Origin of the sequence: Nitrosomonas cryotolerans ATCC 49181 (assembly GCF_900143275.1) — a bacterium.
In the GTDB taxonomy this organism is placed as follows: Bacteria; Pseudomonadota; Gammaproteobacteria; order Burkholderiales; family Nitrosomonadaceae; genus Nitrosomonas; species Nitrosomonas cryotolerans.
Map to the genome: position 1 here is coordinate 1958095 of NZ_FSRO01000001.1, position 26549 is coordinate 1984643.

The 26549-nt window shown below is 41.7% G+C and carries 28 protein-coding genes and 1 pseudogene; 15 read left to right on the forward strand and 14 right to left on the reverse strand.

Annotation, left to right across the window (positions count from 1 at the left end):
* Positions 1-88: 88 nt before the first annotated feature.
* From flhA to motD, 6 genes are read left to right on the forward strand one after another with little or no spacing between them, the layout of a single operon-like run.
* Positions 89-2149, forward strand: coding sequence for a flagellar biosynthesis protein FlhA (gene flhA, locus BUQ89_RS08730; protein ID WP_143071270.1), 2061 nt, complete (start codon positions 89-91; stop codon positions 2147-2149).
* Positions 2146-3402, forward strand: coding sequence for a flagellar biosynthesis GTPase FlhF (flhF, locus tag BUQ89_RS08735; protein WP_028462069.1), 1257 nt, complete (start codon positions 2146-2148; stop codon positions 3400-3402). The genes flhA and flhF overlap by 4 nt, the downstream gene beginning before the upstream one ends.
* Entirely contained in the window at positions 3395-4288 is an 894-nt protein-coding gene (locus tag BUQ89_RS08740) for an AAA family ATPase (protein WP_028462070.1), read from the forward strand. The genes flhF and BUQ89_RS08740 overlap by 8 nt, the downstream gene beginning before the upstream one ends.
* A 6-nt stretch (positions 4289-4294) precedes the next feature.
* Complete coding sequence (locus BUQ89_RS08745; RefSeq protein ID WP_028462071.1) at positions 4295-5005, forward strand: RNA polymerase sigma factor FliA; 711 nt, start codon at positions 4295-4297, stop codon at positions 5003-5005.
* A gap of 51 nt (positions 5006-5056) precedes the next feature.
* Entirely contained in the window at positions 5057-5815 is a 759-nt protein-coding gene (locus tag BUQ89_RS08750; protein ID WP_218146765.1) for a flagellar motor protein, read from the forward strand.
* A gap of 49 nt (positions 5816-5864) precedes the next feature.
* Positions 5865-6671 (forward strand): flagellar motor protein MotD, encoded by an 807-nt coding sequence (motD, locus tag BUQ89_RS08755; RefSeq protein ID WP_036573554.1) that lies wholly within the window; start codon positions 5865-5867, stop codon positions 6669-6671.
* On the opposite strand, the gene BUQ89_RS08760 is transcribed toward motD, so the two are convergent.
* The 4 genes from BUQ89_RS08760 to BUQ89_RS13725 all read right to left on the reverse strand — a co-directional run bounded on the left by BUQ89_RS08760 (position 6660) and on the right by BUQ89_RS13725 (position 9630).
* Positions 6660-7577 carry an indole-3-glycerol phosphate synthase TrpC gene (locus BUQ89_RS08760; protein ID WP_028462074.1) on the reverse strand — a complete coding sequence of 306 codons (918 nt, stop codon included), beginning with the start codon at positions 7575-7577 and terminating at the stop codon, positions 6660-6662. The two genes, motD and BUQ89_RS08760, sit on opposite strands and share 12 nt — an antisense overlap.
* A gap of 2 nt (positions 7578-7579) precedes the next feature.
* On the reverse strand, positions 7580-8614 hold the full coding sequence (gene trpD, locus BUQ89_RS08765) for an anthranilate phosphoribosyltransferase (protein ID WP_028462075.1): 1035 nt from the start codon (positions 8612-8614) through the stop codon (positions 7580-7582).
* Between the two features lie 27 nt (positions 8615-8641).
* Positions 8642-9205 (reverse strand): anthranilate synthase component II, encoded by a 564-nt coding sequence (locus BUQ89_RS08770; RefSeq protein ID WP_028462076.1) that lies wholly within the window; start codon positions 9203-9205, stop codon positions 8642-8644.
* A 281-nt stretch (positions 9206-9486) separates the two neighbouring features.
* Positions 9487-9630, reverse strand: a complete 144-nt coding sequence (locus BUQ89_RS13725) for a hypothetical protein (RefSeq protein ID WP_177183602.1) — start codon at positions 9628-9630, stop codon at positions 9487-9489.
* Positions 9631-10452: 822 nt separating this feature from the next.
* Here BUQ89_RS13725 and BUQ89_RS08775 point away from each other — a divergent pair.
* The 7 genes and pseudogenes from BUQ89_RS08775 to dnaB all read left to right on the forward strand — a co-directional run.
* Positions 10453-10785, forward strand: a pseudogene (locus tag BUQ89_RS08775) (transposase); the annotation flags it as partial.
* Positions 10786-11228: 443 nt separating this feature from the next.
* Positions 11229-11354, forward strand: coding sequence for a transposase (locus BUQ89_RS14635; protein WP_425434879.1), 126 nt, complete (start codon positions 11229-11231; stop codon positions 11352-11354).
* On the forward strand, positions 11345-11515 hold the full coding sequence (locus BUQ89_RS13730; RefSeq protein ID WP_177183600.1) for a hypothetical protein: 171 nt from the start codon (positions 11345-11347) through the stop codon (positions 11513-11515). Before BUQ89_RS14635 ends, BUQ89_RS13730 begins: the two co-directional genes overlap by 10 nt.
* Before the next feature lie 36 nt (positions 11516-11551).
* Complete coding sequence (rpsF, locus tag BUQ89_RS08785) at positions 11552-11974, forward strand: 30S ribosomal protein S6 (RefSeq protein WP_036573558.1); 423 nt, start codon at positions 11552-11554, stop codon at positions 11972-11974.
* A 295-nt stretch (positions 11975-12269) separates the two neighbouring features.
* Positions 12270-12551 (forward strand): 30S ribosomal protein S18, encoded by a 282-nt coding sequence (rpsR, locus tag BUQ89_RS08790; RefSeq protein WP_036573561.1) that lies wholly within the window; start codon positions 12270-12272, stop codon positions 12549-12551.
* A gap of 11 nt (positions 12552-12562) precedes the next feature.
* Positions 12563-13018 carry a 50S ribosomal protein L9 gene (gene rplI / locus BUQ89_RS08795; RefSeq protein ID WP_028462078.1) on the forward strand — a complete coding sequence of 152 codons (456 nt, stop codon included), beginning with the start codon at positions 12563-12565 and terminating at the stop codon, positions 13016-13018.
* Between the two features lie 115 nt (positions 13019-13133).
* Positions 13134-14522 (forward strand): replicative DNA helicase, encoded by a 1389-nt coding sequence (gene dnaB, locus BUQ89_RS08800; protein ID WP_028462079.1) that lies wholly within the window; start codon positions 13134-13136, stop codon positions 14520-14522.
* A 19-nt stretch (positions 14523-14541) separates the two neighbouring features.
* Here dnaB and BUQ89_RS08805 read toward each other — a convergent pair whose 3' ends face one another.
* From BUQ89_RS08805 to BUQ89_RS08840, 8 genes are all read right to left on the reverse strand, one after another.
* Positions 14542-15186, reverse strand: a complete 645-nt coding sequence (locus BUQ89_RS08805; RefSeq protein WP_083399548.1) for an alpha/beta hydrolase — start codon at positions 15184-15186, stop codon at positions 14542-14544.
* Positions 15187-15210: 24 nt separating this feature from the next.
* Complete coding sequence (locus BUQ89_RS08810; protein WP_028462081.1) at positions 15211-15519, reverse strand: (2Fe-2S) ferredoxin domain-containing protein; 309 nt, start codon at positions 15517-15519, stop codon at positions 15211-15213.
* 70 nt (positions 15520-15589) lie between these two features.
* Complete coding sequence (locus BUQ89_RS08815; RefSeq protein WP_036573565.1) at positions 15590-16708, reverse strand: ABC transporter substrate-binding protein; 1119 nt, start codon at positions 16706-16708, stop codon at positions 15590-15592.
* Positions 16708-17490: an ABC transporter permease gene (locus BUQ89_RS08820; protein ID WP_028462083.1), complete on the reverse strand. Its 783-nt coding sequence runs from the start codon at positions 17488-17490 to the stop codon at positions 16708-16710. Before BUQ89_RS08820 ends, BUQ89_RS08815 begins: the two co-directional genes overlap by 1 nt.
* A 115-nt stretch (positions 17491-17605) precedes the next feature.
* Complete coding sequence (locus BUQ89_RS08825; protein WP_036573569.1) at positions 17606-18520, reverse strand: ABC transporter permease; 915 nt, start codon at positions 18518-18520, stop codon at positions 17606-17608.
* A 17-nt stretch (positions 18521-18537) separates the two neighbouring features.
* Positions 18538-19623 (reverse strand): ABC transporter ATP-binding protein, encoded by a 1086-nt coding sequence (locus BUQ89_RS08830; RefSeq protein WP_028462084.1) that lies wholly within the window; start codon positions 19621-19623, stop codon positions 18538-18540.
* Between the two features lie 190 nt (positions 19624-19813).
* Entirely contained in the window at positions 19814-21331 is a 1518-nt protein-coding gene (ubiB, locus tag BUQ89_RS08835; RefSeq protein ID WP_028462085.1) for a ubiquinone biosynthesis regulatory protein kinase UbiB, read from the reverse strand.
* 165 nt (positions 21332-21496) lie between these two features.
* Positions 21497-22069 (reverse strand): ubiquinone biosynthesis accessory factor UbiJ, encoded by a 573-nt coding sequence (locus BUQ89_RS08840; protein WP_028462086.1) that lies wholly within the window; start codon positions 22067-22069, stop codon positions 21497-21499.
* Between the two features lie 516 nt (positions 22070-22585).
* Between BUQ89_RS08840 and crcB the strand changes: the two genes are divergently transcribed.
* Positions 22586-22969, forward strand: coding sequence for a fluoride efflux transporter CrcB (gene crcB, locus BUQ89_RS08845; protein ID WP_028462087.1), 384 nt, complete (start codon positions 22586-22588; stop codon positions 22967-22969).
* A gap of 324 nt (positions 22970-23293) precedes the next feature.
* On the opposite strand, the gene BUQ89_RS08850 is transcribed toward crcB, so the two are convergent.
* A complete protein-coding gene (locus BUQ89_RS08850; protein WP_074202583.1) occupies positions 23294-24526 on the reverse strand; it encodes an RNA-guided endonuclease InsQ/TnpB family protein in 1233 nt (410 codons plus the stop codon).
* A gap of 30 nt (positions 24527-24556) precedes the next feature.
* Here BUQ89_RS08850 and tnpA point away from each other — a divergent pair, with 30 nt between their 5' ends.
* A complete protein-coding gene (gene tnpA / locus BUQ89_RS08855) occupies positions 24557-24985 on the forward strand; it encodes an IS200/IS605 family transposase (RefSeq protein ID WP_074202584.1) in 429 nt (142 codons plus the stop codon).
* A gap of 250 nt (positions 24986-25235) precedes the next feature.
* Here tnpA and purD read toward each other — a convergent pair whose 3' ends face one another.
* On the reverse strand, positions 25236-26540 hold the full coding sequence (gene purD, locus BUQ89_RS08860) for a phosphoribosylamine--glycine ligase (RefSeq protein WP_028460584.1): 1305 nt from the start codon (positions 26538-26540) through the stop codon (positions 25236-25238).
* Positions 26541-26549 lie beyond the last annotated feature (9 nt).

A 26549-nucleotide genomic window follows, 5' to 3' on the forward strand; every position in this document is an offset into this window, starting at 1 on the left:
AAAGGACAGATGATATGAGTAAATTATTGAACGGAATTCGTTGTCAATAATGAATAACCTGAATGATTCCTTCATTTTATCATCTTTGATGAATGGTAATAGCTTAAGAAGCCTTGCAGGCCCGGTATTGATCATTATGATCTTGAGCATGATGGTGTTACCGCTGCCTCCCTTTATACTTGACCTTCTTTTTACGTTTAATATTGCTTTAGCAATTATTGTTTTACTAGTTAGTCTCTATACGAAAAATCCGCTTGAATTTGCAGTATTCCCAACGGTTCTGCTAATTACCACATTATTGCGCCTGTCTCTAAACGTTGCTTCCACACGGGTTGTATTACTTGAAGGGCATACCGGTCCAGATGCTGCGGGTAAGGTTATCGAAGCATTTGGGCACTTTCTGGTGGGAGGTAATTATGCGGTCGGTTTAGTTGTATTCATCATTCTGGTGGTGATTAACTTTGTCGTGATTACTAAGGGAGCAGGTCGTATTGCCGAGGTAAGTGCTCGCTTCACTCTTGATGCGATGCCTGGTAAGCAAATGGCAATTGATGCTGATCTCAATGCGGGTTTGATTGGTGAAGATGAGGCCCGTAATCGTCGCGCTACCATTTCTCAGGAGGCCGATTTTTATGGTTCGATGGATGGGGCTAGCAAATTTGTACGGGGTGATGCGATAGCCGGGGTTATCGTTATGTTAATTACCATCATTGGTGGGCTAATTGTGGGGGTCATGCAGCATGATCTTGAGCTGAGTATTGCTGCTAAGAATTACACATTACTGACCATTGGTGACGGGTTGGTTGCACAGATTCCGGCATTAGTGATTTCAACTGCAGCAGGTTTGGTTGTTAGTCGGGTTACAACGGATGAAGATCTCAGCGAGCAAGTGCTGGGTCAGTTATTTAATCAACCTCAAGTGTTAATTCTGACAGCGAGTATTCTTGGTGTGATGGGGCTTGTTCCTGGTATGCCCAATTTTGTATTCCTTTTACTTGCGGCACTCCTTGGCACGAGCGCCTATTTTGTCAGTACACGTATTTCAATCACTAATACAGCAGACCCCGTCACACCTGAAATGCCGACAACAGAAGCCCAGGACGCTAGTTGGGAAGATGTGACGCCTATAGATGTACTGGGCCTTGAAGTGGGTTATCGTCTGATTCCGATGGTCGATAAAATGCAGCAAGGTGATTTATTGAAGCGTATTAATGGAATTCGAAGAAAATTTGCACAAGAAATTGGATTTTTACCCCCCGCTGTACATATACGCGATAACCTGGAATTACGCCCTAATGCCTATCGATTTACGCTGAAAGGCTCGGTTATTGGAGAAGGGGAATCATATAATGGCATGTATCTGGCTATTAATCCGGGAAGAGTTACGATGGCAATACCTGGAACAATAACGAGTGATCCTGCATTTGGCCTACCGGCAGTTTGGATTGAAGCCTCTCTACGTGAACAGGCACAAAATAATGGTTATACCGTGGTAGATGCAAGTACTGTGGTAACAACGCATGTCAACCATTTAATTCATAGCCATGCTGCTGAGCTGCTTGGTCGACAAGAACTGCAGCAGTTGTTTGATCATCTGAGTCGTCAATCACCAAAACTCCTAGAGGAGCTGGTGCCAAAGCTATTATCGTTGTCAGTAGTGCAGAAAATCTTACACAATTTATTAGCAGAAAACGTGCATATACGTGATATGCGTACCATTATTGATATTCTTACCGAGCATGCGGTACGAACACAAGACGCCACAGAACTGACAGCGATTGTGCGTGTTGCATTGGGTCGCGCAATTGTAGAGCAATGTTTCCCGGTAGTGGATGCAGAGTTGCAGGTAATGAGCCTGCATCATGAATTGGAGAACGTGTTAATGCAGACGATTCATTCTGGCGCATCAGCAGGTGGTGGAATTGAGCCTGGATTGGCTGATACCTTATCAAGAGAAGTGAGCATTGCGGCACAACGCCAGGAACAGTTGGGATTACCGGTTGTATTGCTGGTCCCCGGATCGATTCGAGTATTACTCTCCCGGTTCTTGCGTCGCATGTTACCTCAACTAAGGGTATTTTCCTATTCAGAGATTCCAGTCTCTAGAAAAATTAAGATTACTTCTATTGTAGGAGGGGGTGGTAAATGAAAATCAGAAGATTTATAGCTAAAGCCACACGCGAGGCATTGAATCAGGTTAAGAATGAGCTGGGTGCTGATGCGATAATATTGTCGAATAGGCAGACAGAAGACGGGGTGGAAATTATGGCACTCGCTAATGCCGAAATATCTAATTTGGCGGATATGTCTAATACAAATGATGCATCTGTTGAATCAGAAGCGGAATCTCCTGCAACTATTCCACCATCAGTATCTAATTCAAATACACGACAGCTTGAATATGCTTCGAGAGAAATCGTATCAGAAACGTTGGCACAAAATATCATTGGTGAAATTCATGCTATGCGGACTACGCTTGAGGATCAGCTGGCAACGGTTGCATGGGGAAACTATACACAGCAAAAACCAGAAAAGATGAGAATCTTACGTACCCTATTGGGTGCCGGTTTTAGTCCATTATTATCTCGTCATTTAGTCGATAAGCTATCAGCAGGTTTAGATTATGAGCAGAGTCTGAAAAAGACCATGTCTACATTGGCATTTAATCTACGTACTGCTTCGAGTGATGAAATGATCGAGAATGGTGGTATTTATGCACTTATTGGACCAACGGGTGTTGGAAAAACGACGACTACCGCAAAACTTGCTGCCCGCTGCGTAATAAGACATGGAGCGGATCAAGTGGCGCTTTTAACTACCGATAGTTATCGGATAGGTGGCCATGAACAACTACGTATTTATGGTAAATTATTGGGCGTGCCGGTGCGTACTATTAAAGATAGTGATGATCTACAGCTTACGCTGTCCGAATTAAAAAATAAGCATTTGGTTCTGATCGATACAGTCGGCATGAGTCAACGTGACCAAATGGTTGCTGAGCAGCTGGCCATGCTATGCAATGCTAACCTGAACATAAAACATCTATTGTTACTTAACGCAACGTGCAGTGGCAATACACTCGATGAGGTAATCTCGGCATATCAAGGTAATGGCATTCATGGATGCATCATAACCAAAGTGGATGAGGCAGCTAGTCTTGGTGTGGCCCTTGATGTGGTCATCCGCCGGAAATTAATACTCCATTATATGGCTAATGGTCAGAAGGTGCCTGAAGATCTTCATTCCGCTAACCTGCGATATTTACTTCATCGTATTTTTAAATTAACACCAGAGAACTCTCCTTTCGCTTTACAAGATGCCGAATTTGCTTTGATTATGACGGGTATTAATAGCACAAGTCAGGATCCCAATAAGACTTATGCTGAGGCCAATCATGATTAGAAATAGATTGGATCAAGCAGCTGGGCTAAGAGGGTTGGCGGGATTTCAACCAAGCGATTCGGTCCGCGTAATAACGGTTACAGGGGGCAGGTCTGGTGTGGGCAAAACGAGCGCCGTGATAAATTTGGCCACAGCATTGGCGAAAATGGGTAAGCGGGTATTAATTATTGATGAAAACCCATGCCATAACAATGTTAATGATAATCTGGGGCTTAAGGCTCGCTATGAGTTATTGCATGTCATTAATCGTGATAAAACCTTGGAGCAGGTAATTTTACAGGGGGCTGATAACATCTTTATATTGTCAGCAGTGCATGGAATTCATGCGATAGCAAAGCTTAATTCAGCAGAGCAAGAATGGCTTATTAAGCATTTTGGGGAATTAGCAAAACCGGTCGATGTTGTGTTGGTTGACACGGCGATCGGCAGTGGAAGTCATGTACTTCCATTCAGTTTGGCTTCCCAGAAGGTGCTGATTGTACTTTCAAAATCAGTAACATCTATTACTGATGCTTATGCTTTGATTAAAATTATGAGTAAGAGATATGCAAAGCAACATTTTTTCGTGCTCGTAAATAAAGTGGAATCAGAACATGATGCTCAGGTTATTTTTGATCATGTATCAAAAGTGACACAGCAGTATCTTTCCGTCACGCTTGATTTTATCGGTTATGTCCAAAATGATGAGAAACTGCAACGTTCCACACAACTCTGTAGAGCAGTGATAGATGCATTCCCGGCTTCTCAATCAGCTATTTGTTTTAGGCAGATAGCAGAGAATATAATGCATTCATGCTGCCCTGATGACTATGGGGGCGGCATGGAAAACTTTATGCAACGGCTGATTCGTACCAGTCATCTGACTGTAACAAACTTTACGGTTTAAAAATATATGTATACCGAGACTGGAACCATCGATAAGGAACAGTTTGTTACTGAATTTACACCGTTAGTCAAGCGTATTGCCTACCACATGATGACGAAGCTACCGGCAAGTGTGCAAGTGGATGATCTCATTCAGGTGGGTATGATCGGCTTGCTTGATGCAATAAATCGCTATGAGGGTTCATATGGGCGGCAGTTTGAGAGTTACGCCGCGCAGCGTATACGTGGTTCGATTTTGGATGAATTACGCGAAGCGGACTGGCTACCTCGTAGCATAAGAAAGAAGATGCGGCAAATAGAGACTGCGGTGAATGTATTGGAACAACGTATGGGGTGTGCACCCAGCGAACAGGATCTGGCGAGCGAGTTGAATATATCGCTTGACGAATATCATGTGACGTTACAAAACGCACGTGGTGCTCAATTAATTTTTTATGAGGATTTCCAGGGTGATGATGAAGAGCCATTTTTAGATCGTTTATTTGTAGATAAAAATAATGACCCACTAAATACTTTGCTTGATGAGAGTTTGCGATTAGTGCTGGTTAACGCAATTGATAATTTGCCTCCTCGAGAAAAAATGGTTATGGGCATGCACTATGAGCATGAAATGAATTTGCGGGAAATCGGCGAGGTATTAGGTGTGAGCGAATCGCGTGTATGCCAGTTGCATACGCAGGCTGTGGCGCGTTTACGTAGTCGATTGAGAAACACTTGAGAATTGAATTGTAATCACAGCTGATCGTATAAAATTAGGATAGGTTTTGTGATGAATGGAATATCAAGAATAGATTTCAATAGTATTGCAGGTATTTTACTGGCATTAGCTGCTATTGTTGGTGGTCAGATACTTGAAGGTGGGTATATTGGTTCCTTACTGCAATTAGCCGCTTTTATAATTGTAGTTGGTGGTACTGCGGGAGCAGTTTTATTGCAAAGTCCAATTAAGGTTTTTATAAACGGTATTAAAATGAGTGTATGGGTATTTTTCCCCCCGTTGCGATCACCTCAAACATTGATCATGCAGGTTATCGGTTGGGCCCATATTTCACGTAAGGAGGGTTTGCTAGCGCTTGAATCTCATGTGCAGACCGTATCTGATCCCCTTACAAAAAAGGGTTTGCAATTATTAGCTGATGGAAGTAAGCCAGAAAAATTACGTGAAGCATTAGAAATAGAAAGCTTCGCTCTAGAATCATTACAACGTCAGTCAGCCAAAATATGGGAGGCAGCAGGGGGCTATTCACCAACTATTGGTATTTTAGGAGCAGTTCTGGGCTTAATTCATGTGATGGAAAATTTATCAGATCCCGATCGATTAGGGAGTGGAATAGCCGTAGCATTTGTTGCTACTGTGTATGGGGTAGGACTGGCTAATCTGGTCTTCTTGCCAGTTGCAAATAAATTGAAGAGTATTATCACCGATCATATGATTATGCGTGAGATGTTGATGGATGGATTGGTTGCTATCGCTAATGGTGAAAATCCACGATTAATCGAAAGCAGACTAAGAGGCTATTTTATTTAACTGGTTATGTTAAATATTCGAATTTTCTCCACTATTTGAAGAGTCACTGATGAGAAAAAGATGCTTTCAGCAGGACGAGTATCCTGAAGACCATCAGCGCTGGCTTGTCTCCTATGCGGATTTTATTACATTGTTATTTGCATTTTTTGTTGTAATGTATGCAATTTCCTCTGTAAACGATAGCAAGTATTACGTTTTGAGTCATTCATTAAGTCATGCTTTTAAAAGTAGTGAATCGAATTTGGTTATGTCATCCGTGCGCGATGTGCCGCCCATTATTCTGCAACAGCCTATACAGATTGAGTCTCAATTAGTCATAGACAAAAGAGTGAAAAATCAGTTGAGACAACAGGAAACCAAAAGTATGGCTGAAGATATCATGCGGGCATTGGCGCCGTTGGTGGAAGATGGCACAGTGAGAGTAACGCAGAGTATTCGTGGTATTACGATAGAAATTAACGCCAATGTTCTTTTTTCACCAGGGAAAGCCCAACTTACTGAAAACTCTAATTTAACATTACGCGCAGTAGCGCAAGTTGTGAAGACGCATGACCACGCCATTCACGTTGAGGGTCATACGGACAATGTATCAATCAATACGGCCAATTTCCCATCTAACTGGGAGTTATCCACTGCACGTGCAAGCAGTGTCATCAGGTTATTGATGGAAAATGGTGTTGCCGCACATCGGTTGACAGCGCTTGGCTATGGTGAATATAGACCAATAGAAACAAATGATACAGATGAAGGAAGAACAAGGAATCGACGGGTCACTGTAATGATTTTATCTGAAGAGCCTGAGAAAATAACCGAAATTCCTCTTAGTTTAACACCGGAACCGGAACTAACTGAATAGCTGCTCTAGTTCCATTCCTGGGTCATCAGCGCGCATAAAGGCTTCACCAACCAGAAAAGCATTGACCTGGTGGCGACGCATTAATGAAACGTCTGCGGGTGTTCGTATTCCACTTTCAGTGATTACAATACGTTCTGATGGAATATGCTCAAGTAATTGCAGTGTTGTATCTAGACTGGTATCAAAAGTCCGTAGATTCCGGTTATTGATGCCTATCAAAGGCGTAGTCAGCTGTAGCGCGAGTTCCAGTTCCGTGGCGTTATGTACTTCTACTAAAACAGACATGCCGAGTGAATGAGCGAGTGCTTCTAGTCTCAGCATTAATGTCAGCGGATCAGGTCCTGTTGTTTTCTCTTGAGAATTTTGTTCTATTACAAATGCGGCAACAATCAGTAAAATACAATCAGCTCCTATTGCACGTGCTTCAACTATCTGATATTCATCGATAATAAAATCTTTACGCAATACCGGTAGTGTACAGGCTGAGCGTGCTTGCTGCAGATATTCATTACTACCCATAAAAAACTGCTTATCTGTTAATACGGATAGACAAGCAGCCCCATGTTGTGCATAGGTATCCGCGATCTCAATGGGGTTAAAAACGAGATTACTATCGCTTTTCCTTTGGTCTGCTGACAAGGCAGATGGGCTTTTACTGGAACAGGATGATGCAGATGAAGAAGCCGTTTGACCGCGCAATATGCCTTTACTAGGACTGGCTTGTTTGATCTCAGCAATAACAGCAGACAGTCCAGCTGCTATTTTATTACGAAGTGCTACTGTGAAATCTCGTACCGGCTCAGCTGATTCTGCTTCAGAAAGTATGACTGAAAATGGTTTAGCCGTTTTTGCGATAATAACTTCCTGTGCTTTAACAGACAATATTTTCCTTAAGATATCTGACATATTTAATTTGTAATCGCTTTTTCCTGGTTAGAAATTTTTACAAGTTCTTGTAGTTTTCTCATGGCTGAGCCATTTTCGATGACCAATCGAGCCTTCTTTACTCCCTGTTCCAAAGAGTCGGTTACACCTGCGACGTAAATGGCTGCAGCGGCATTTAATATTACAATATCACGTGCCGGTCCTGCCTGATCTTCAAGTACCGACAATAGCATCGCCTTGGCATGAGCGCTGTCAGAAACTTGTATTGTCTTAATGGGCGCAGATTGTAAACCAAAATCTTCGGGTCTGATGATATACTCGATCACATTCCCTTGATTTAATTCGCCAATCCTGGTTTCACCTGTTATAGTGATTTCATCAAGTCCGTCTTGGCCATTGACTACCATTACATGGCGACTGCCCAGTCGCTGTAATACGCGCGTCAGTATCCCGACCAGATCTGTATTGAATACCCCCAATACCTGATTCTTCGCACCTGCCGGGTTGGTGAGTGGCCCCAAGATATTAAATAGTGTCTTGATGCCCAGTTCTCGGCGCACGGGTGCCACATACTGCATGGCACTGTGATAGTTCGGTGCAAACATGAATCCAACACCGATTTCATTGATATTTTGTGCAACTTGTTCTGGCGTTTGTTTCAGATTGACGCCGACGGCTTCTAATATGTCAGCGCTACCAGATTTGCTGGAAACAGAACGCCCTCCATGTTTTGCAACCTGGGCTCCTGCCGCTGCAGCAACGAAAGCAGAAGCGGTTGAAATATTAAATGTATGTGAAGCATCACCGCCCGTACCACACGTGTCGATGAGATGACCTGTATCCTGAATGGTGACAGGCGTTACAAATTCACGCATGACCTGTGCTGCTGCGGTAATTTCGTCAATAGTTTCCTTTTTTACACGTAATCCAGTGAGAATCGCCGCTACCAGAACGGGAGATAACTCTCCCAGCATGATTTGGCGCATAAGTGAAAGCATGTCATCGTGGAGAATTTCCTGACGTTCAATAATACGATTCAGTGCTTCTTGTGGTTTCATGGATCAATCCTTTTTCAGACGGATTTCTTATTGAGCAAGAAAGTTTCCCAGCATCTTATATCCATGCTGACTCAGAATAGACTCAGGATGAAATTGAACACCCTCGACTACCAAAGATTTATGACGAATGCCCATAATTTCATCATCTTCAGTCCATGAAGTAATTTCAAAACAATCAGGTAAGGTTGAACGTTCAATAACAAGAGAATGATAACGTGTCGCAATAAAAGGATTTGGCAGGTCGCGAAATACACCCGTATTATGGTGGAAAATCTTGGAGGTTTTTCCATGCATCAATTGTTTAGCATGGATGATCTTTCCGCCAAAAGCTTGCCCTATACTTTGATGACCTAGACAAACACCTAAAACAGGAATTTTCCCACTATAGTGTTCGACTATGGCCAATGATAACCCGGCTTCATCAGGGGTGCAGGGACCTGGAGAAATAACAATATGCTTCGGTTTCAGCTGCGAGATTTTATTCAAAGTGATCTCGTCGTTACGAAATACCATAACTTCCTCGCCTAACTCACAAAAATACTGTACGAGGTTGTATGTAAAAGAGTCGTAGTTGTCAATCATTAACAGCATGTTATATCCTAAGGCAATGTATGCAATAGTAATAATAAGGCAAACATTTTTATTTGCCTTATTATTACCATCAATTTGCCACCAAATTTATTTGTATCCAGTACTAAGGGTTGGCGCTAGAGAAGATTTCTTCCAGAGTCAGAGTATATCTTTGACGTACTTAACGCACACAAAGCAGCCAACACATCAAGCATTAGACTTATCCTTGCTATTTTACCAATGCCATGTGTGAATGTATACGCATAACTCAATGCGGTTAAATTCTCATTCAAGTTACTCACTTAACCGCAGCCAACAATGCTCATGGGGGGTTCTTCGGTAACTAAGGCTCTCTGTTCATCATTTCTTTCAGCCAGTAGCGCTTGAATAACCATACTCGACGTCAAAGTTATCCAGTGAGATTGTTTTCCGTGGTCTTTTTCCATGAAACTTTTAGCATAAATTAATACGGGCTTTGGGTGCCAGGGTTTTCATTTGCCGTTTTTGATGCAACCTAAACGTGCCCATTCATCATTTGGAAATTTTCCGGAATCCTCATTCTTGCGCTTACCCCAAGTGATCTAGGTTACTCCATCTTACCGCAGCGTCACTGGCAGCTTAACATTAGGCTGAGGGAAGTAAACTGTATGATCCTAGCATTCGATTTCACGGCACATGAAGGAATTATAGCTGATATGCAGTTATTGATTCATTTGACTGTATATCAGGATTGCAATATGAATAGCAGCATAACTCACTAACACTAGTTGATCTCAATTGAGAGGGTAGAGAGGTATGATCATTTCTGGTGTATGACAGCAGAGGAAGAAGCGGTGTAACCTGTTGGTAAAGATCTGGGCAGATCAACCAATAAAAAGGAAAACACCGCATGACAGATAGTAATATTTTTAAGCTGAACAAACCAGAGAAAAATGATCTATTGCAGGAAGTACTTCGAGAAGGCGGCCTAAAATGCTGGCTGCAGCTATTGAAGCGGAAGTATCTACTTTTATCCCAGATTTTCCATTAGGAATTTCCCAATAACGAAAAACTAATGGAATGAATAGCCTACATCAAAACAATCAGGAAGAAAAACTTGCAAATTAAAGCAACCATAATTTAGAGAATTCCAAATGTATTCAATAGGTTCTCCTAATGGAAAATTTGGGCTTATCGAGCAGTACGGCACTTTAAGAACTGACGAAGGTAAGATGGCATTAGTCAGAAATGGATACTTACCTGCATGTTCGATATAAACAGGACTTGGAGACATTGCAGTCAAAGTCCCTAAAGCTCGGGATCGCTCCAAGTTGGGCATCAAGTTCAACAGCAGTCTCATACCACCCTATTTGAAGCGTACCCAGAACATTGAGGCGTTTTTGCCCTGGTTATATCTGAGAGGAATTTCAACGGGAGATTTTTCTGAAACGCTGAAACATCTATTAGAACCAGAAGCAACGGGATTATCAGCAGTCACGATCAGCCGCTTGAAACAGCACTGGGAGCAGGATTATCAAAGTTGCACAAAAAGGTGTCAGGTCCAGAATCAAGAATTTTTGCTCTTGCGAAGAATAACCCCAATTGTCGTTGGGTGCAATTGATCGTACTCTCTGATTTCTCGTTGGCTGTATGCACCTGTTTTGTAGGCTGCAATGATTGCCGTTGTGCGGCCTTTGTATTGCGCGGCAATCTCAGACAAAGGTATTGCGATCGGCCGCTTTTACTGCTTGGGTATATCTAAATTGTATTTTTCCTCCTCGATCCTTTTCTGCATCTCCGCGACAAAATCCTTATCCCTTAAGAGTCTGTTTCAAAACGCTTGCCCCAGGGTTGAGTGAGGGCTAATCCTTTGATTCACGAGTAGAGTTGTTGAATCTTTACAAGAAAGACCAAATGGTATGGACATCCTTCACTCGCAAGGATTATGCGCGAGGCCACAAGGGGTAGCAAGCAACATGAGGGATACGGAATGGGAGAAGATAAAACCACACTTTCCACCTCCTGCAAAAACCGGGTGCCCGGCACCACCTGTCTTCGCTCGTTCATGAACGCTATTTTCTACCTTTTGCAATCAGGCTGCCAATGGGGCATGCTTCCCGGTAATTTTCCGCCGTGGCAGACGGTTTACCGGTATTTCCGGGGCTGGGTAAGGGAGGGGACATGGAATTAAACTCATGTCACGCAGGCTGGCTCGCTATGCCAAGTTTTAAAACAGACTCTAAGATGTACCTCTATATTGTTGATATCATGATCAACCTGGTATGGTTTGATATTGTATTGTTAATTCAGTACAATACCGAACCTCTTGAGAACCTTGCCTCACTGCATTGATATCAATGAACAGGAGGTTTTACCCATAAGGAAATTATGCGACATTACGAAATTGTTTTTATTGTACATCCTGATCAAAGTGAGCAGGTACCCGCCATGATAGAACGCTATCGCGGCATTGTTACTACGAGAAATGGCAAGATTCATCGCCTGGAAGACTGGGGGCGACGCCAGCTTGCTTATCTTATCCAAAAAGTTCATAAAGCACATTATGTGCTGATGAATATTGAATGTGATCAAGAGACGCTGGATGATCTTGACCATGCTTTTAAATTTAGTGATGCTATTTTACGGCATCTAACCATTAGAATGGATGGTGCAATAACTGAACCTTCACCAATGATGCAGCAGGAAGAGAAAGCAAGCTCAACTCCTGCACAGGCTTCAGAAGCGGTTACAGAAACTACAGAGAAAACAACAGCGATAGAAAAGCCTGAAAAAACAGATGCTGAAGTTTAGCCAGAATTGCTATTGGGCTGTAACTAAACCATCATTTGCGGAAAACTATTAAACCTGATGCATTAACACTCCAGCAAGGAGGGGCATAACAGAACCTGAAATGAGCCTCCTTTTACATTGAAAGAAACGGATATATTCACCGAGTGAGATATATTACATTCTATGTTAGAGCGAGTAGTAAATGATGGATCAGGCCAAGTCTGGCTTTTTCGCAAGAAAGCGTCGAGTAAATCAGCATTTGATGCTGTATGTGAAGAATGTGTAGTTTAACTTTAATCGAGAGATAGGAAGAAAAATGGCTCGTTTTATAAAACGTAAAGATAGTAAGGATAAAGAAAGAGAAAAAAAGGCCAATCGTCCTTTATTTAAACGGAAAAAGTTTTGCCGTTTTACTGCGGAAGGCATTAAGGCAGTAGACTATAAGGATATTGAGGTTTTAAAAGATTTTATCAGTGAAAATGGAAAAATTATTCCTGCCCGTATTACCGGTACTAAAACATATTATCAGAGACAATTGGGTACCGCTGTTGAGCGTGCGCGTTTCCTTGCCTTATTGCCTTACACAGACCAGCATTAAGGGATTAGAATATGCAAATTATACTCATGGAAAAAGTCCTCAAATTGGGGCAGCTTGGTGATATCGTTAATGTGAAAAGCGGTTATGCCAGAAATTTTTTGATACCGCAAGGTAAAGCAAAGCGTGCAACAGAAGCAGTTATTGCGGAATTTAAACTGAAACGTGTTGAGCTCGAGAAAAATCAAGCAGTTGCTTTAACAGCCGCTCAAGCACTTGCTGAAAAGCTGGATGGATTGTTAGTGCAGATCACTCAAAAAACAGGAGGAGATGGGAAATTATTTGGCTCCGTTACCAATGGTAATATTGCTGAAGCCCTTGAAGCACAGGGATTTTCTATTGATAAGTCTATGATTCGTATGCCACAAGGGCAATTGAAACAGGTAGGTGACTATTCGTTGACGATTGCCTTATACAGTGATGTATCAGCACATATTACTGTCTCTGTGCTAGGAGAAGCAACGCTTTGAGCCTGATCAGCTGACTAGTAAAAAGGAAGGGCTGGTGACAGTCCTTTTTTTTTTATCTCTTCATAAGCAAGTGATAGAATTTACCCTCTGTTTCTTGTAACGTTAGCTGGATAATATGGTTCAATCCCCAATTAGCATCAATCAAAGTCAGCCTGTAGAAGCTTATAAAATTCCGCCTCATTCAATTGAAACTGAGCAATCAGTTCTGGGTGGATTGATGCTGGATAATCATGCTTGGGATAAAGTAGCTGATATTATTAGCGATGATGATTTTTATCGACAGGATCATCGGCTTATCTATCATCATATTTGCAAACTGATTGAGCACAATAAGCCGGCTGATGTTGTGACCGTCGCTGAATCACTCGAAATTTCAGCTGAATTACAAAATGCGGGTGGATTGGCCTATATTGGTGCAATCGTACAAAATACACCGTCTGCGGCTAATATTAGACACTATGCAGAAATTGTACGAGAACGCTCTATTATGCGGAGTCTTGCACAAGTCGGAGCACAGATAGCTGACTCAGCGTATAACCCTGCTGGACGGTCGGCTGTTAATTTATTGGATGAAGCGGAAAGCAAAGTTTTTGAGATTGCGGAAGAGGGTGCAAGAGGAAAACAAGGATTTGTTGATATTCAACCACTTTTAAAACAAGTGGTTGAGCGCATAGAGTTGCTTTATAGTCAGGATAATCCGAGCGATGTAACAGGCATTGCTTCGGGTTTTCATGATCTTGATCAGAAGACATCTGGTTTTCAGCCGGGAGATTTAGTTATCGTTGCAGGCCGGCCCTCTATGGGTAAGACGGCCTTTTCGCTTAATATCGCTGAACATGTTGCGCTTGAGCTTAGTAAGCCGGTTGCCGTATTCAGTATGGAAATGGGGGGGGCGCAGTTAGCGATGCGTATGCTGGGTTCAGTCGGTAGGCTGGATCAACATAAAGTACGTACTGGTCGTCTGCAGGATGAAGACTGGCCAAAGCTGACTCATGCATTGGGTAGACTGAATGATGCGCCTATATATATTGATGAAAGCGCGGCATTAAATGCCCTCGAACTCAGAGCGAGAGCAAGAAGGCTATATCGCCAGTATGGCGAATTGGGTTTGATTGTAGTTGATTACTTACAATTAATGTCCTCTAGTAATCAGGGAGAAAATCGGGCTACCGAGATTTCAGAAATTTCTCGATCATTGAAAGCACTGGCGAAAGAACTTAAAGTGCCGGTTATTGCTTTATCACAGCTCAACCGCAGTCTTGAGCAACGTCCGAATAAACGTCCTGTTATGTCTGATTTGCGTGAGTCTGGCGCGATTGAACAGGATGCTGACGTTATTCTTTTTATTTATCGAGATGAGGTTTATAACCCGGAAACACAGGATAAGGGCATTGCTGAGATTATCATCGGAAAGCAGCGTAATGGCCCCATAGGGAAGGTTGATCTAACCTTTTTGGGTGAATTTACCCGGTTTGAAAATTGTGCAAAAACAGGATATTACTAAATGATATGAATCATCCATGTTATTTTGATGTTCTGAAACTGAATGTATTGTGGATAATTCGTTTGAGCACTGCCAGTCGTCCATGAAAAAAATGTTCGGCACCAGGAATAACAACAATGGGTAATGATTGCGGTTCGGCCCATTTTAATATTGTTTGTAGCGGGACTATGTCATCTTGGTCGCCATGAATGATTAACGTCTGCCCGGTCTGTTCAGTAGGAGGTGATACATTTAAATGCGCGATTGATGGTGCAACCAGAACGAGATGCTGTGGGTTAAGCCGTTGTGCTGCTAGCAATTGAATCGCGCCACCAAAAGAAAATCCCGCCAGGATCAATGGCTGATGAATTAACTGATTATTAAATTGCTTATGAATAGCTTGGGTTACTGAAATAACATCGTCAACTTCACCAACACCCTGATCGTAATTTCCTTCACTACCGCCTACGCCACGGAAATTAAATTTAGCAGTAACATAGCCAAGTTCAATCAGGGTATTAAATAGCGTATGCACTACCTTATTATCCATGGTTCCACCATATAATGGATGGGGGTGTGCAATGATCGCGATACCACGCTGACTACCTTCTGGCTTGCCTAAAATGGTATCCAGCTTGCCTGCCGGGCCTTCAATATGGAATCTTTGGGTAATAAATGACTTCACTATCTTTTATTTGATTAAATTATTCTAAATTCTAAGTCGTTCTACTATTTTTCCATTTTGTAGATGTTCATCGATGATTTCGTCGATATCATCTTTATCGACATAGGTGTACCAGATTTCTTCTGGATAAATGACAATTACCGGACCCTCGCTACAACGGTCAAGGCAACCTGCATTATTAATACGTACTTGACCTTTTCCATTTAACTTTAGTGATTTGATGCGTTCTTTGGCATAGTCACGTACTTCCTGTGCATTATAACTATGGCAGCATGCCGCGCCTGCTTCGCGTTGATTAACACAAAAGAACACGTGGTATTGATAGTAATTCATCGACATACCTCTAAAATATTTTATCTAAGTAATACCAAGCCGACATGATATGTATAAACAAGAGCATATGTTAGCGTAATTTTATCTCAGTCCATAGCCTACTGAGTAGTCGTCGCTGTTTATGGTCCAGATCTTCTAACATTTCCAGTTGAGTAAGTGATGCCTGATCTGGGAATAGAGCTTTGTTATGAGTGAGCTTGGGTTGAATATACTGCATTGCTTCCATATTAGGATTGCCGGATCCAATCAGATTAGTGAGTTCAGCTGAGTTCTTTCCCTCTAACATGAAATTGATGAATTGAAGTGCCAGATTTGTATGTAGACCACTTTGATGTAATACCATGCTATCGAGTGATAAGACAGCTCCTTCTTTGGGTATCGAAAAGCTAATTTGGAAGTCACGTTTGGTATTTCTCGCATCATTTTCTGCTTGAAACATATCATTAGAGTAACCATGGGCTACCCATAAGTTACCTACAGCCAATTCCCTAATGTAACTGGTATTATTAAACGCGGCCCAATAAGGTTTGGCACGTACTATTAGATTCTTGGCCTGGTTCCAGTGCTGTGCATTTGTATCATTAGCCGAGTAACCCAAATACTTCAGTGCGGCAGCCATTAATTCACGTTGGCTATCTAATACAGTCACACGACCTTTAATTTTCTTCAGATACTCGGGTTCAAAAATGATTGCCCATGTATCAGTGGGTAAACCGAGTTCTTGCATTTTTGTATGGTTGAAACCAAGTAGAGTGAGCGTATAGGCGTACGGAACCGAATATTGATTAGCCGGGTCAAATGCAGTATTGAGATAAAGTGGGTCGATATTCTTGAAATTAGGCAGTAATGTTTTATCCAGTGGTTTTAGCACGTTCTGACGAATCAGGGTATCCATAGCATTACCAGTGGGTACAATTAAATCATAGCCGGTTGCACCCGCAGCCATTTTTGCCAACATTTCTTCATTATCAGAATAATAATCCTGTGAAATATGGCATTGACAATATTCCTCAAATCGTTTAATGGTTTCAGGTGCAATGTAATTATTCCAGTTAAATAAATATAATGTATTCTTGGATTCAGATGCGGAAGAGCTAAACGCTTGCTGATTATTGCAACCGGTAACAGACAGGATCAAAGATATCAGTAGTATCATGCGGATATAGAGGTTAAACCAATACGACTGCATTATTTTGATTCTCCGCGCAATATATTAGAATCAAATCGGTTAGCCATGATAATCATAGCTAATGTAAGTAACATTAATAAGGTAGAAATCGCGTTGACTTCTGGTGTGACAGCAACCTTGATCATCGTGTAAATCTGGATTGGCAAAATGGGCTCTCCCACCCCTTTTGTAAAGAAAGTAATAACAAAATCATCAATTGACAAAGTAAACGACATCAATGCACCCGCAATTACTGCAGGCATAATGAGTGGCAAGGTAATCTGCCGAAAGGTTTGCCAGGGCGTGGCACCCAAATCACGGGCTGCTTCAAAAATACTCTCATCCATACCCTGTAATCGTGCTCGCACAATGATGGCGACAAAACCGATACAAAAAGTAGTATGAGCAATAATAATGGAAATCATTCCCAGTGTTAAATTGAGTACTTGCAAAAAGAATAATAATAATGAAACACCCAATAAGATTTCAGGCATCGCTACGGGAGTGAAGGCCAAAACAGGTAACACCCTGAACCTATAACGATGTATTGCCAAACCGGCCATCGTACCCAATGTTGTCGCAAGGAAACTGGCACTCACGGCGATAATTAATGAATTACGAGCGGCTAATAACATTTCTTCATTATTGAATAATGCTTTATACCAGGATAATGTGAATCCTACCCATTCAGCATTTAGCTTGGAATCATTGAATGAATAGATCACTACAATAATGAGTGGAATATAGAGAAAGCTGTAGACTAAAATAGCAGCAATCCATAAAGTGATATTTTGACGTTGCATATATTTTATTAATATTGTGGATAGAGCGGCTATATCATACCGGGCAAGAGATAAATGTAATTTCCTCTGTAATGATCCTATTCTTGCCTATAATAGAAGAAATAAAGCTTGATGATTAGTTCTCACCAAATTGCCTGCGCCGGCCGACAGCAGGACGTGCAAACCAAGTCGCTATGGCTGCGATGGCCAAGACTGAGAGTGTGAGCATGATTGATAGTGCTGAGCCAAAAGGCCAGTCTCGGGTGCCGAGAAACTGATCTTTGATAAGGTTACCAACGAGAATATCACCTGTCCCGCCTAGAATATCGGGAACTGCGAACATTCCTAGAACAGGGATAAAAACTAATGCCGAGCCTGAAAATATTCCGGGTAGTGATTGTGGCCAGGTAACGCGCCAGAAACGTTGCCAACTATTTGCACCCAGGTCTTGCGCTGCATCGAGTAAAACGGGGTCATGCTTTTCCAGATTGGTATAAAGTGGTAACACCATAAATGGCAAATGCACGTAAACCATGCCGATCAGCACCGCAAATGGGGAAAATAATAGAGTTACGGGGGCCATTCCAAAGATATCGAGAATAGCATTGATAAAATAGCTTAATGCCGATTCCGGTCCAAGGATAATCATCCAGGCATAAATACGGATCAAAAAATTACTGGCAAAGGGTAGCACTACCAGCATAATCATTAAATTACGAAATCGTTTTTCACTACGTGCAATTAATAAAGCAAGTGGATAAGCCATAGTGAGGCAGATCAAGGTTGTTATAGCAGCGACAGCAAAGGATTTTAGGAAAATCTCAACATAGAGAAAGTCACTAAAGAAAAACTGATAAGCTTCTAGCGTCAGACCACTTTCATCACTCCTTTCTCCTGATGAAACAAAAACAGGCGCCAGACCACCAAATTCACCTGGGAAACGAAATGAGGTGAAGATCATGATCAGGCTGGGGATAGCAAAAAACACAAGCAAAAATAAAAGAGGTGGGCCACTGATCAGCCATTTTATGATGCCATTTTCTTTATTCATATGCTCTTAATTGCCCGTTAATCACTCAAGAATTGACCTGAATCATGTTGCCACGTCACGATGACAGGATCTCCGATTTCGAAAAAATTTGCGCGACCGGGGATTGAATTGGGAAGCAATGCTTCGATACGTGTGCTATTGGAAAGTTCTACAATATAGGTGGTTACATCCCCTACATACAGAAAGTCAGACACCCTACCAATAAAGTATGGGGCTACCTTATTTTCTTCGGAACAATGTAAGACTCTGACTTGTTCTGGACGGATAGCCATGATGCCTTGACTACCAACCTGGATGTCTTTTCTTCCGGGAACAGTGACATTACCTAAGCCTGTAACGCTCAGTTGTAAATGTAAAGGGGTCACTGCCAGTACTTTGGCTTCCATCATATTGATCTTACCGATAAAATCAGCAACAAAACGGTTTGAGGGAAAATTATAAATTCTTGAAGGCTCGTCTATCTGTTCGACATTGCCCTGATTCATGACAGCAATGCGATGTGACAATGCCAATGCTTCGTTTTGAGCGTGTGTAATAAATACGAAAGTAACCCCGATTTCATTTTGTAAATCAATTAATTCTCTTTGCATCTCTCCGCGTAATTTTTCGTCCAGCGCACCCAATGGCTCATCTAATAATAACAGGCGTGGATGATTGATTAATCCTCTGGCAAATGCAACCCGTTGTTTCTGTCCTCCTGATAATTCATGGGGAAATCGGTTAGCAAATTTAGAAAGATAGACATCGCTCAATGCCTCGTTTACTCTGGAATGGATTTCATCCCGCATTTTTCCAGACATTTTAAGGGGAAAAGCAATATTTTCCGCCACAGTCATATGTGGAAACAACGCATAACTTTGGAACACGGTATGAATAGGGCGTTTCTCTGGCGGCACACCGACCATATCTCGACCATCAAGCAGAATCTGACCACTATCTGGGGCATCAAATCCTGCTATCATGCGTAGCAAAGTTGTTTTGCCACAACCAGATGGTCCTAATAGCGTAAAAAATTCACCGGCCTTGACATCGATGCTGACATTATCTACAGCAGTAAAATTGCCAAAGCGCTTTGTGATATTGCGAATCTCGAGTAGCGCCATAACGTCACTATCTAAAAAAATGGGGATTCTATCAAAATTTACTATCAGGCTGAATACTTCATCCCGTCTGATAAAGTGAGACCTTTGCAAAACGCCAGTAGTTTAAAAATTAATTCTTTATAATCAATAGTAAAAAACTTCTGGCGAGGACTTTTGCACAAGTCTCAAAGTGTATGGTGTATGCTAAGGGTCAGGGTAGGAATACCTGCCAAAGTAACAGCGCCGTAAGTAATAAAGCAATCAGTGCTAATAACCGATTTTGACGTTTCTCTTCAGCCAGTAAATCAGTCATTTTTTCTTCTAATACCTGAGCACGGTTCTCAATTAAAGCCTGATGTATTAGGCGTGGAAACTGTGGCAACATGGTTGTCCAGTTAGGTGCTTCTTTCTGCAATCGACTTGCCAGTCCCCGAAAACCGATTTGCTCAGCCATCCAGTTTTCTAAAAAAGGTTTGGCTGTTTTCCAGAGATCAAGATCAGGATCAAGATCACGCCCTAAGCCTTCGATATTGAGCAGGGTTTTCTGTAGTAATACTAATTGTGGTTGAATTTCAACATTAAATTCACGTGAGGCCCGAAACAATTGAAGTAGTATGCGTCCAAAAGAAATTTGTTTGAGTGGTTTATCAAAGATAGGCTCACATACGGCACGAATAGCCGCTTCGAAATCATCAATCCGTGTATTTTTGGGTGCCCATCCTGCCTCAACATGTGCCTGAGCTACTCGTCCGTAATCACGACGAAAGAATGCCAGGAAATTCAGGGCCAGGTAATTTTTGTCTTCGTCACTGAGTGTGCCCATGATACCGAAATCCACTGCAATATACCGACCGTCTTCGCCGACAAAGATGTTACCAGGATGCATATCTGCGTGGAAATAACCATCACGAAATACCTGAGTAAAAAATATCTCAACACCCATACGAGCCAATTGAGGAATGTCAGTATTTTGTGCACGTAATGTTTCTACATGGCTAATGGGTACACCCTTTACTCGTTCCATTACCATCACATTCGAATGACAGTAATCCCAATAAACCTCAGGTACAAATAAGAGTGATGAGTCTTGAAAATTGCGTCTTAATTGACTGCAATTAGATGCTTCGCGAATAAGATCCAGTTCATCATCAATATGTCGTGCAAACTCTGATACAACCTGGCGCAATTTCAGACGTTTGCCATCAGGCCACAGAGCCTCAGCCAACCATGCGCCTGTATCCATCAAAGCAACATCATGCGCGATAATTGGAGCAATACCCGGTCGCAATATTTTTATCGCAACTTCGGTTCCATCATGTAAGACTGCCAGATGAACTTGAGCTACGGATGCACTGGCGATCGGCTTAGTATCAAATTCCAAGAATACTTCATTAATTTTTTTTCCATAAGCTGTTTCCAGTGTAGCGAGTGCAAGCTCAGAAGAGAAGGGGGGAACCTGATCCTGCAGTTTAGCCAACTCATCTGAAATATCATGTGGCAGCATATCACGCCGAGTAGATAGCATTTGGCCGAATTTAACAAAGATGGGGCCTAATGCTTCTAATGCCAGACGTAATCGTTCGCTACGGGGGCGTTCAAGTTGCCGCCAGAATGTAAGCCATCTAACTGGTTTTTGTAGGAAGCGTAATCGGCCATAATTAAAGAAAAATTCATCGAGCCCGAAGCGAAAAGCGACAGATTGTATTTTAAGAAGACGGAATATGCGCATTTATAGAGAGAGAAAATGATGGCATGGCATGGATTATGTAACTCAATCCATAGATTAAAAAATTAATATCTATCAGGTTGTTATCTTAATCCAATAGCACCACACTAGTTTATTGTTGAAAATTTTATGGATTTTCTGACGGGCATCGACAGCTTACGACAATAATTATTTGCTTAATTTTTTTATTCGGTCTTCCAATTGATGAACATCGCCTTGTAGTTTGCTGATCTCCTGAGCAAAATCTTTTATATAAATCGATTTAGTTAGCATAGGTTGTTCCTCCACCCAGTATTCCACTAGCGTCTGAGTTAAATTATGAATGCTCCCGGCATGCCAGTGAATAACCTGCTTACCTGTTCGCGTAATTCGGTGTGCCGGTATGTCCCCGACAATTTTGCTCAGATCCTGCTCTGCATTCCAACGTAAATTCTTCCCAATGTCTAGCAGCGCTGTTGCAAAGTCATTATCACCTGAAATAATAATAGAGTGAAATGCATCCTCATCGTTCATGAGCAAGCGTGGTATTAAACCGGCTGTTAAGGTAAGAGTGGTATCGGCTATAATACTGTTTTTTGTATGCGCCAATTCACAATCAGGCTGCACGATAAAATTAAAATCTAAAAAGGGGAATATCCGAACCCGTGCGGTTTTTCCAACATAGGATTGCAACCGTTTACACGCCCAGCTTTCTCCACGGAGCGCATGGTTAATTGGAGAAACTACGATAGATGTCAACATGATATTTTATATAATCCAAAGCTTAAAAAATCCTGCTGACAAGAGAAAATTAGACATTATTTATATTCTCTTTAAACAGTCTGAAGCGCATTAGTGTACTTGGCCAGAGGTATTCTCCTATCACCTTATAAGATAATAGAATTTCAAGACGGTTTCAAAAATAATACAATTAAAAGCTAGAGTATAGCATTATCCACTTACTCAGATGATTCATAAATTAAACCATAATGGCTATGTTAGCTAATAAATATAGATTCAATGCCAAGGTTCTGCTTTGAGTATGATGCTTCCGGTAATTGGTTGACTTTGGAACAGCCTGATCAAGTCTATGACTTATATTTTGAGACCTTTGCAAAGCCTCAGCAGTTGAAAAATTAACTATTTATAATCAATAGTATAAAACTTATGGCGAGGGCATTTGCAAAAATTTCATTTGGTAATTCGGGCGGTTAAAAGGCGAGGGTAGTACTATTCTTCATTATTTCTTAAACTTACCACTATTTTTATTATAAAGAGATGACGCTGTATGCTTTTGTAGCGGTTGGCATGGGGGCTGTTATTGGAGCCTGGCTACGTTGGGGGTTAGGATTGCTGCTTAATTCTATTTTTCCGCACTTACCATTGGGAACGCTGTCGGCTAATTTGCTGGGAGGCTATTTTATCGGGCTTGCCTTGGCTTTTTTTATTCAATATCCTGGCTTATTACCCGAATGGAGATTATTTATTATCACCGGATTTCTTGGAGGATTGACGACTTTTTCTACTTTCACTGCTGAGACGGTTACCTTGTTGACACGCGGACAATATGCCTGGAGTATAGTGATGATTGTGACACACATGGGTGGTTCATTAATTATGACGCTGCTGGGTCTACAAACGATCAGATGGTTACATCAATAGTTCGATGAATTAGGGATAGCGAGGCCTATTTTCAGATCTATATTGTCGCAAAACAGCATAGTATATATAACCACGAGTGATCTCTTCCCGATAATTATTTACTGATCTGTAATCTGGTTTTAGATAGTCGAGACCTTTGCAAAACCCCAATGGTTGAAAAATTAACCCTTTATAATCAATAGTAGAAAGCTTCTAGCGAGGGCTTTTGCAAAAGTCTTAGCCGATCATATATCATTTGTTTCGTAGTTTTGTCAGGTAGTTTTTCACAAAAAGCCCGCTTTGACATCCTCCCCTTCCTAAACGAAGGGGATTCCTAGCGACTTATTAAGCCGTTAAGAGTAGGTTTGTATTGCTACTGCCTACTGGTTCCTGCTTCTTAGACGAAACTAACGTTTCAACTCCACAGGCTAACAAGCGATGTCCTCGCTCAAGTACATTCAAGGCACCTACCAAGTCGGCATTGGCTTTAAATCCACATTCTGTACATTCAAAAGCACTTTGGCTTTTGCGATTGTCACGACTAACATGTTGACATCCAGGGCAGGTTTGAGAGGTGTATTGAGGGTTTACCTTCAATACATCCCCGCCTGAACAAGCCTGTTTATACTCCAAGAATGAAACGAACATTCCCCATCCTTGGTCAAGAATGGATTTGTTTAGACCCGATTTCGCTTTGACGTTTTTACCATGCTTTTCAACACTGCCCTTGGCACTCTTAGACATGTTTCCTATCTTTAAATTCTCAACTACGACCATTGCGTGATTTTTGCTGATTTCGGTTGAGGTTTTGTGTAAGAAGTCTAAACGAGCATTGGCAATACGCTCATGCAGTCGGGTAATGATTTGTTTCTGCTTTTTCCAGTTAGCAGAGAAACGGACTTTTTTAGACAGCTTACGCTGTTCAAAAGCCAGTTTCTTTGATAACTTTCTGAAACTGTTTAAAGGTTCTACGTATGAGCCGTCTGACAAGGTTGCAAAGCGGGTAACGCCCATATCAACACCAATCATACTGGTTGAGCTATGACGCTTTAGCTCGGTCTCGTACTCAGTCTGAATCGACACGTACCAATAACTGCCTTTACGGGAAATCGTCATATTTTTAACGTCACCAATGACTTGGCGTGAATTACGATATTTCACCCAACCGATTTTAGGCAAGAACACTTTGCTAGACTCTTGCTCCAGCTTAAATCCTTGTGGATAACGAAAGCTGTCACTCAAACCTTTTTTCTTGAATTTTGGAATCCGTTTTAAAGGCTGTTTTTTATCAAAACCGTCTTTGAACGCTTTTTCTAAGTTTTTTAAGGCTTGTTGCAACGGTTGAGAATGAACGGTTTTTAGAAATCCATAATCTTCTGAGGATTTCCATAGCTTTAGCCAAAATGACAACTCGTTGTACCAAAGCAATGGCTGTTTCTGCTCTAATCTGAACAGATTCATTGCTAAGGCTTTATTCCAAACAAACCGATTAGCACCTGCAAACTCAACCATCTTCTGTACTTGGTCAGAATTTGGATTGAGTCGAGATTTAAAGGCTTTGCGTATAATCTGCTTCATGGTTATAATTATACAAAAAGGAATTGGTCTATGCAAGTTAATAACAATGTAAGAACAGGAAGACATTGTGTTTTTAATCTTCATGTTCATTTGGTTTTTGTAACAAAATACCGTAGAGATGTTTTCTCCGGAAGGGTATTAATTGATTTGGAAGAAATATTTAAAAACGTGTGTTTGGATTTTGAAGCAGAATTGGTGGAATTTAACGGTGAGCATGATCATATTCACCTTTTAGTTAACTATCCACCAAAAATTGCTATTTCTAACTTGGTAAATAGTTTGAAAGGCGTTTCAAGCCGACTTATTCGCAAAAAGAATTATCCCGAAATTAAAAATAAGCTTTGGGGTAATATGCTTTGGAGTCCAAGCTATTTTGCGGGTAGTTGTGGTGGAGCACCACTCTCGATTACACTCTCGATTATTAAGCAATATATTGAACAACAGCAAAGACCGCATTAAACAGGCTTCGCCTGTGCGCTTATATCTCCGCCCTGAAGGACGAAGTTTTACGCGCTATTTGATAAAATTAGAATAGAACGATTGGTTTAATTCTTACATGGATTCTGTACATGTAATACTGCCACCAACGCGGCAACCCGCCGTGACGGTAACAAACCACAGAGCCTGTACAGCCATTAAACGATTTCCGAATCCATAAAATTTTCCAAATTAGCGCGCCAGATTCATTTGGCAGAACGATCAGCTTTGATTATTTTAAATACGGATTAATGCTGTGATAACCGATATCACGTCGCATTTGGCAACCATTGAAATCAATCCTGTCAGCTAATCTGTAAGCGTTGCGTTGCGCTATTTTAATACTGTCGCCCAGGGCCGTGATGCATAATACACGCCCACCTGATGTGATAATTTCTTTTCCATTCTTCCCACCTAAAGCTGTTCCCGAGTGAAACACATGAAAATCTTTTGTATTTTCCTGTTCTAAATTCAGGTCTGTCAGTCCGCGGATAACATCGTTTTTTCGGGGTGCTTCCGGGTAGCCGTGTGCAGCTATGACAATACCCAGGGCCGCGCGGCAATCCCATTCTGCTTTTGCTTTATCAAGTGTTCCATTTAATGCTTGTTCTATTAAGACAGAAAGATCGCTTCTTAAGCGCAGCATAATGGGCTGGGTTTCAGGGTCGCCCATGCGGCAATTAAATTCTAATACCTTGATCTTGTTATCTGGAGTAATAATCAGTCCCGCATAAAGAAAGCCGGTGTAGCTTGTGCCTTCTTGTGCCATTCCATTGATGACAGGATAAATAATTTCTTGCATTATTCGGGCATGCAATTCGGGAGAGATAAAGGAAGCGGGTGAATATGCGCCCATCCCGCCGGTATTGGGCCCTTGGTCTCCATCTAGCAGGCGCTTATGATCCTGACTGGTCGCCAGTGGCAATACATGACGGCCATCCGCCATAACGATAAAACTAACCTCTACACCTTGTAGAAATTCTTCGATAATAATGTGCATCCCGGCGTCACCCAGATTCTTTTCAACAAGCATGCTATCGATTGCTGCGTGGGCTATTGAAGGTGTCATGGCGACAATAACACCCTTACCGGCAGCTAAGCCATTGGCTTTGATGACGATAGGTGCCCCTTTTTCTTCTACATAATGATGCGCTTTGATCGGATCACTGAAACCGCTATAAGCAGCGGTGGGGATATGATGGCGTTGCATGAATGCCTTAGAAAAATCTTTAGATACTTCCAGTTGTGCTGCCTGTCTGGTTGGACCAAAAATCTTCAGGTTAGCCATATGAAAAGCATCAACAATTCCGTCGGCTAATGGTGCCTCTGGGCCAACAATTGTTAGTGCGATATCCTCTGTTTTAGCAAATTTAATCAGATCAGGAATAGCGGTAATAGAGAGGTTCTCTATACCCCGTTCCTGTGTTGTCCCTGCATTACCGGGTGCAACAAATACTTTAAGGACACGAGGTGATTGAATGAGTTTCCATGCCAGCGCATGCTCTCTTCCTCCACTTCCAATAACGAGTAGTTTCATTGTAAATAT

What these genes read in the sequence shown, in the direction of transcription:
- flhA (WP_143071270.1), top strand. Translation starts at nt 89, where the DNA reads ATGAATGGTAATAGCTTAAGAAGCCTTGCAGGCCCGGTATTGATCATT.
- flhF (WP_028462069.1), top strand. Translation starts at nt 2,146, where the DNA reads ATGAAAATCAGAAGATTTATAGCTAAAGCCACACGCGAGGCATTGAAT.
- BUQ89_RS08740 (WP_028462070.1), top strand. Translation starts at nt 3,395, where the DNA reads ATGATTAGAAATAGATTGGATCAAGCAGCTGGGCTAAGAGGGTTGGCG.
- BUQ89_RS08745 (WP_028462071.1), top strand. Translation starts at nt 4,295, where the DNA reads ATGTATACCGAGACTGGAACCATCGATAAGGAACAGTTTGTTACTGAA.
- BUQ89_RS08750 (WP_218146765.1), top strand. Translation starts at nt 5,057, where the DNA reads ATGAATGGAATATCAAGAATAGATTTCAATAGTATTGCAGGTATTTTA.
- motD (WP_036573554.1), top strand. Translation starts at nt 5,865, where the DNA reads ATGAGAAAAAGATGCTTTCAGCAGGACGAGTATCCTGAAGACCATCAG.
- BUQ89_RS08760 (WP_028462074.1), bottom strand. Translation starts at nt 7,577, where the DNA reads ATGTCAGATATCTTAAGGAAAATATTGTCTGTTAAAGCACAGGAAGTT.
- trpD (WP_028462075.1), bottom strand. Translation starts at nt 8,614, where the DNA reads ATGAAACCACAAGAAGCACTGAATCGTATTATTGAACGTCAGGAAATT.
- BUQ89_RS08770 (WP_028462076.1), bottom strand. Translation starts at nt 9,205, where the DNA reads ATGCTGTTAATGATTGACAACTACGACTCTTTTACATACAACCTCGTA.
- BUQ89_RS13725 (WP_177183602.1), bottom strand. Translation starts at nt 9,630, where the DNA reads ATGGAAAAAGACCACGGAAAACAATCTCACTGGATAACTTTGACGTCG.
- BUQ89_RS14635 (WP_425434879.1), top strand. Translation starts at nt 11,229, where the DNA reads ATGAACGCTATTTTCTACCTTTTGCAATCAGGCTGCCAATGGGGCATG.
- BUQ89_RS13730 (WP_177183600.1), top strand. Translation starts at nt 11,345, where the DNA reads ATGGAATTAAACTCATGTCACGCAGGCTGGCTCGCTATGCCAAGTTTT.
- rpsF (WP_036573558.1), top strand. Translation starts at nt 11,552, where the DNA reads ATGCGACATTACGAAATTGTTTTTATTGTACATCCTGATCAAAGTGAG.
- rpsR (WP_036573561.1), top strand. Translation starts at nt 12,270, where the DNA reads ATGGCTCGTTTTATAAAACGTAAAGATAGTAAGGATAAAGAAAGAGAA.
- rplI (WP_028462078.1), top strand. Translation starts at nt 12,563, where the DNA reads ATGCAAATTATACTCATGGAAAAAGTCCTCAAATTGGGGCAGCTTGGT.
- dnaB (WP_028462079.1), top strand. Translation starts at nt 13,134, where the DNA reads ATGGTTCAATCCCCAATTAGCATCAATCAAAGTCAGCCTGTAGAAGCT.
- BUQ89_RS08810 (WP_028462081.1), bottom strand. Translation starts at nt 15,519, where the DNA reads ATGAATTACTATCAATACCACGTGTTCTTTTGTGTTAATCAACGCGAA.
- BUQ89_RS08815 (WP_036573565.1), bottom strand. Translation starts at nt 16,708, where the DNA reads ATGCAGTCGTATTGGTTTAACCTCTATATCCGCATGATACTACTGATA.
- BUQ89_RS08820 (WP_028462083.1), bottom strand. Translation starts at nt 17,490, where the DNA reads ATGCAACGTCAAAATATCACTTTATGGATTGCTGCTATTTTAGTCTAC.
- BUQ89_RS08825 (WP_036573569.1), bottom strand. Translation starts at nt 18,520, where the DNA reads ATGAATAAAGAAAATGGCATCATAAAATGGCTGATCAGTGGCCCACCT.
- BUQ89_RS08830 (WP_028462084.1), bottom strand. Translation starts at nt 19,623, where the DNA reads ATGGCGCTACTCGAGATTCGCAATATCACAAAGCGCTTTGGCAATTTT.
- ubiB (WP_028462085.1), bottom strand. Translation starts at nt 21,331, where the DNA reads ATGCGCATATTCCGTCTTCTTAAAATACAATCTGTCGCTTTTCGCTTC.
- BUQ89_RS08840 (WP_028462086.1), bottom strand. Translation starts at nt 22,069, where the DNA reads ATGTTGACATCTATCGTAGTTTCTCCAATTAACCATGCGCTCCGTGGA.
- crcB (WP_028462087.1), top strand. Translation starts at nt 22,586, where the DNA reads ATGACGCTGTATGCTTTTGTAGCGGTTGGCATGGGGGCTGTTATTGGA.
- BUQ89_RS08850 (WP_074202583.1), bottom strand. Translation starts at nt 24,526, where the DNA reads ATGAAGCAGATTATACGCAAAGCCTTTAAATCTCGACTCAATCCAAAT.
- tnpA (WP_074202584.1), top strand. Translation starts at nt 24,557, where the DNA reads ATGCAAGTTAATAACAATGTAAGAACAGGAAGACATTGTGTTTTTAAT.
- purD (WP_028460584.1), bottom strand. Translation starts at nt 26,540, where the DNA reads ATGAAACTACTCGTTATTGGAAGTGGAGGAAGAGAGCATGCGCTGGCA.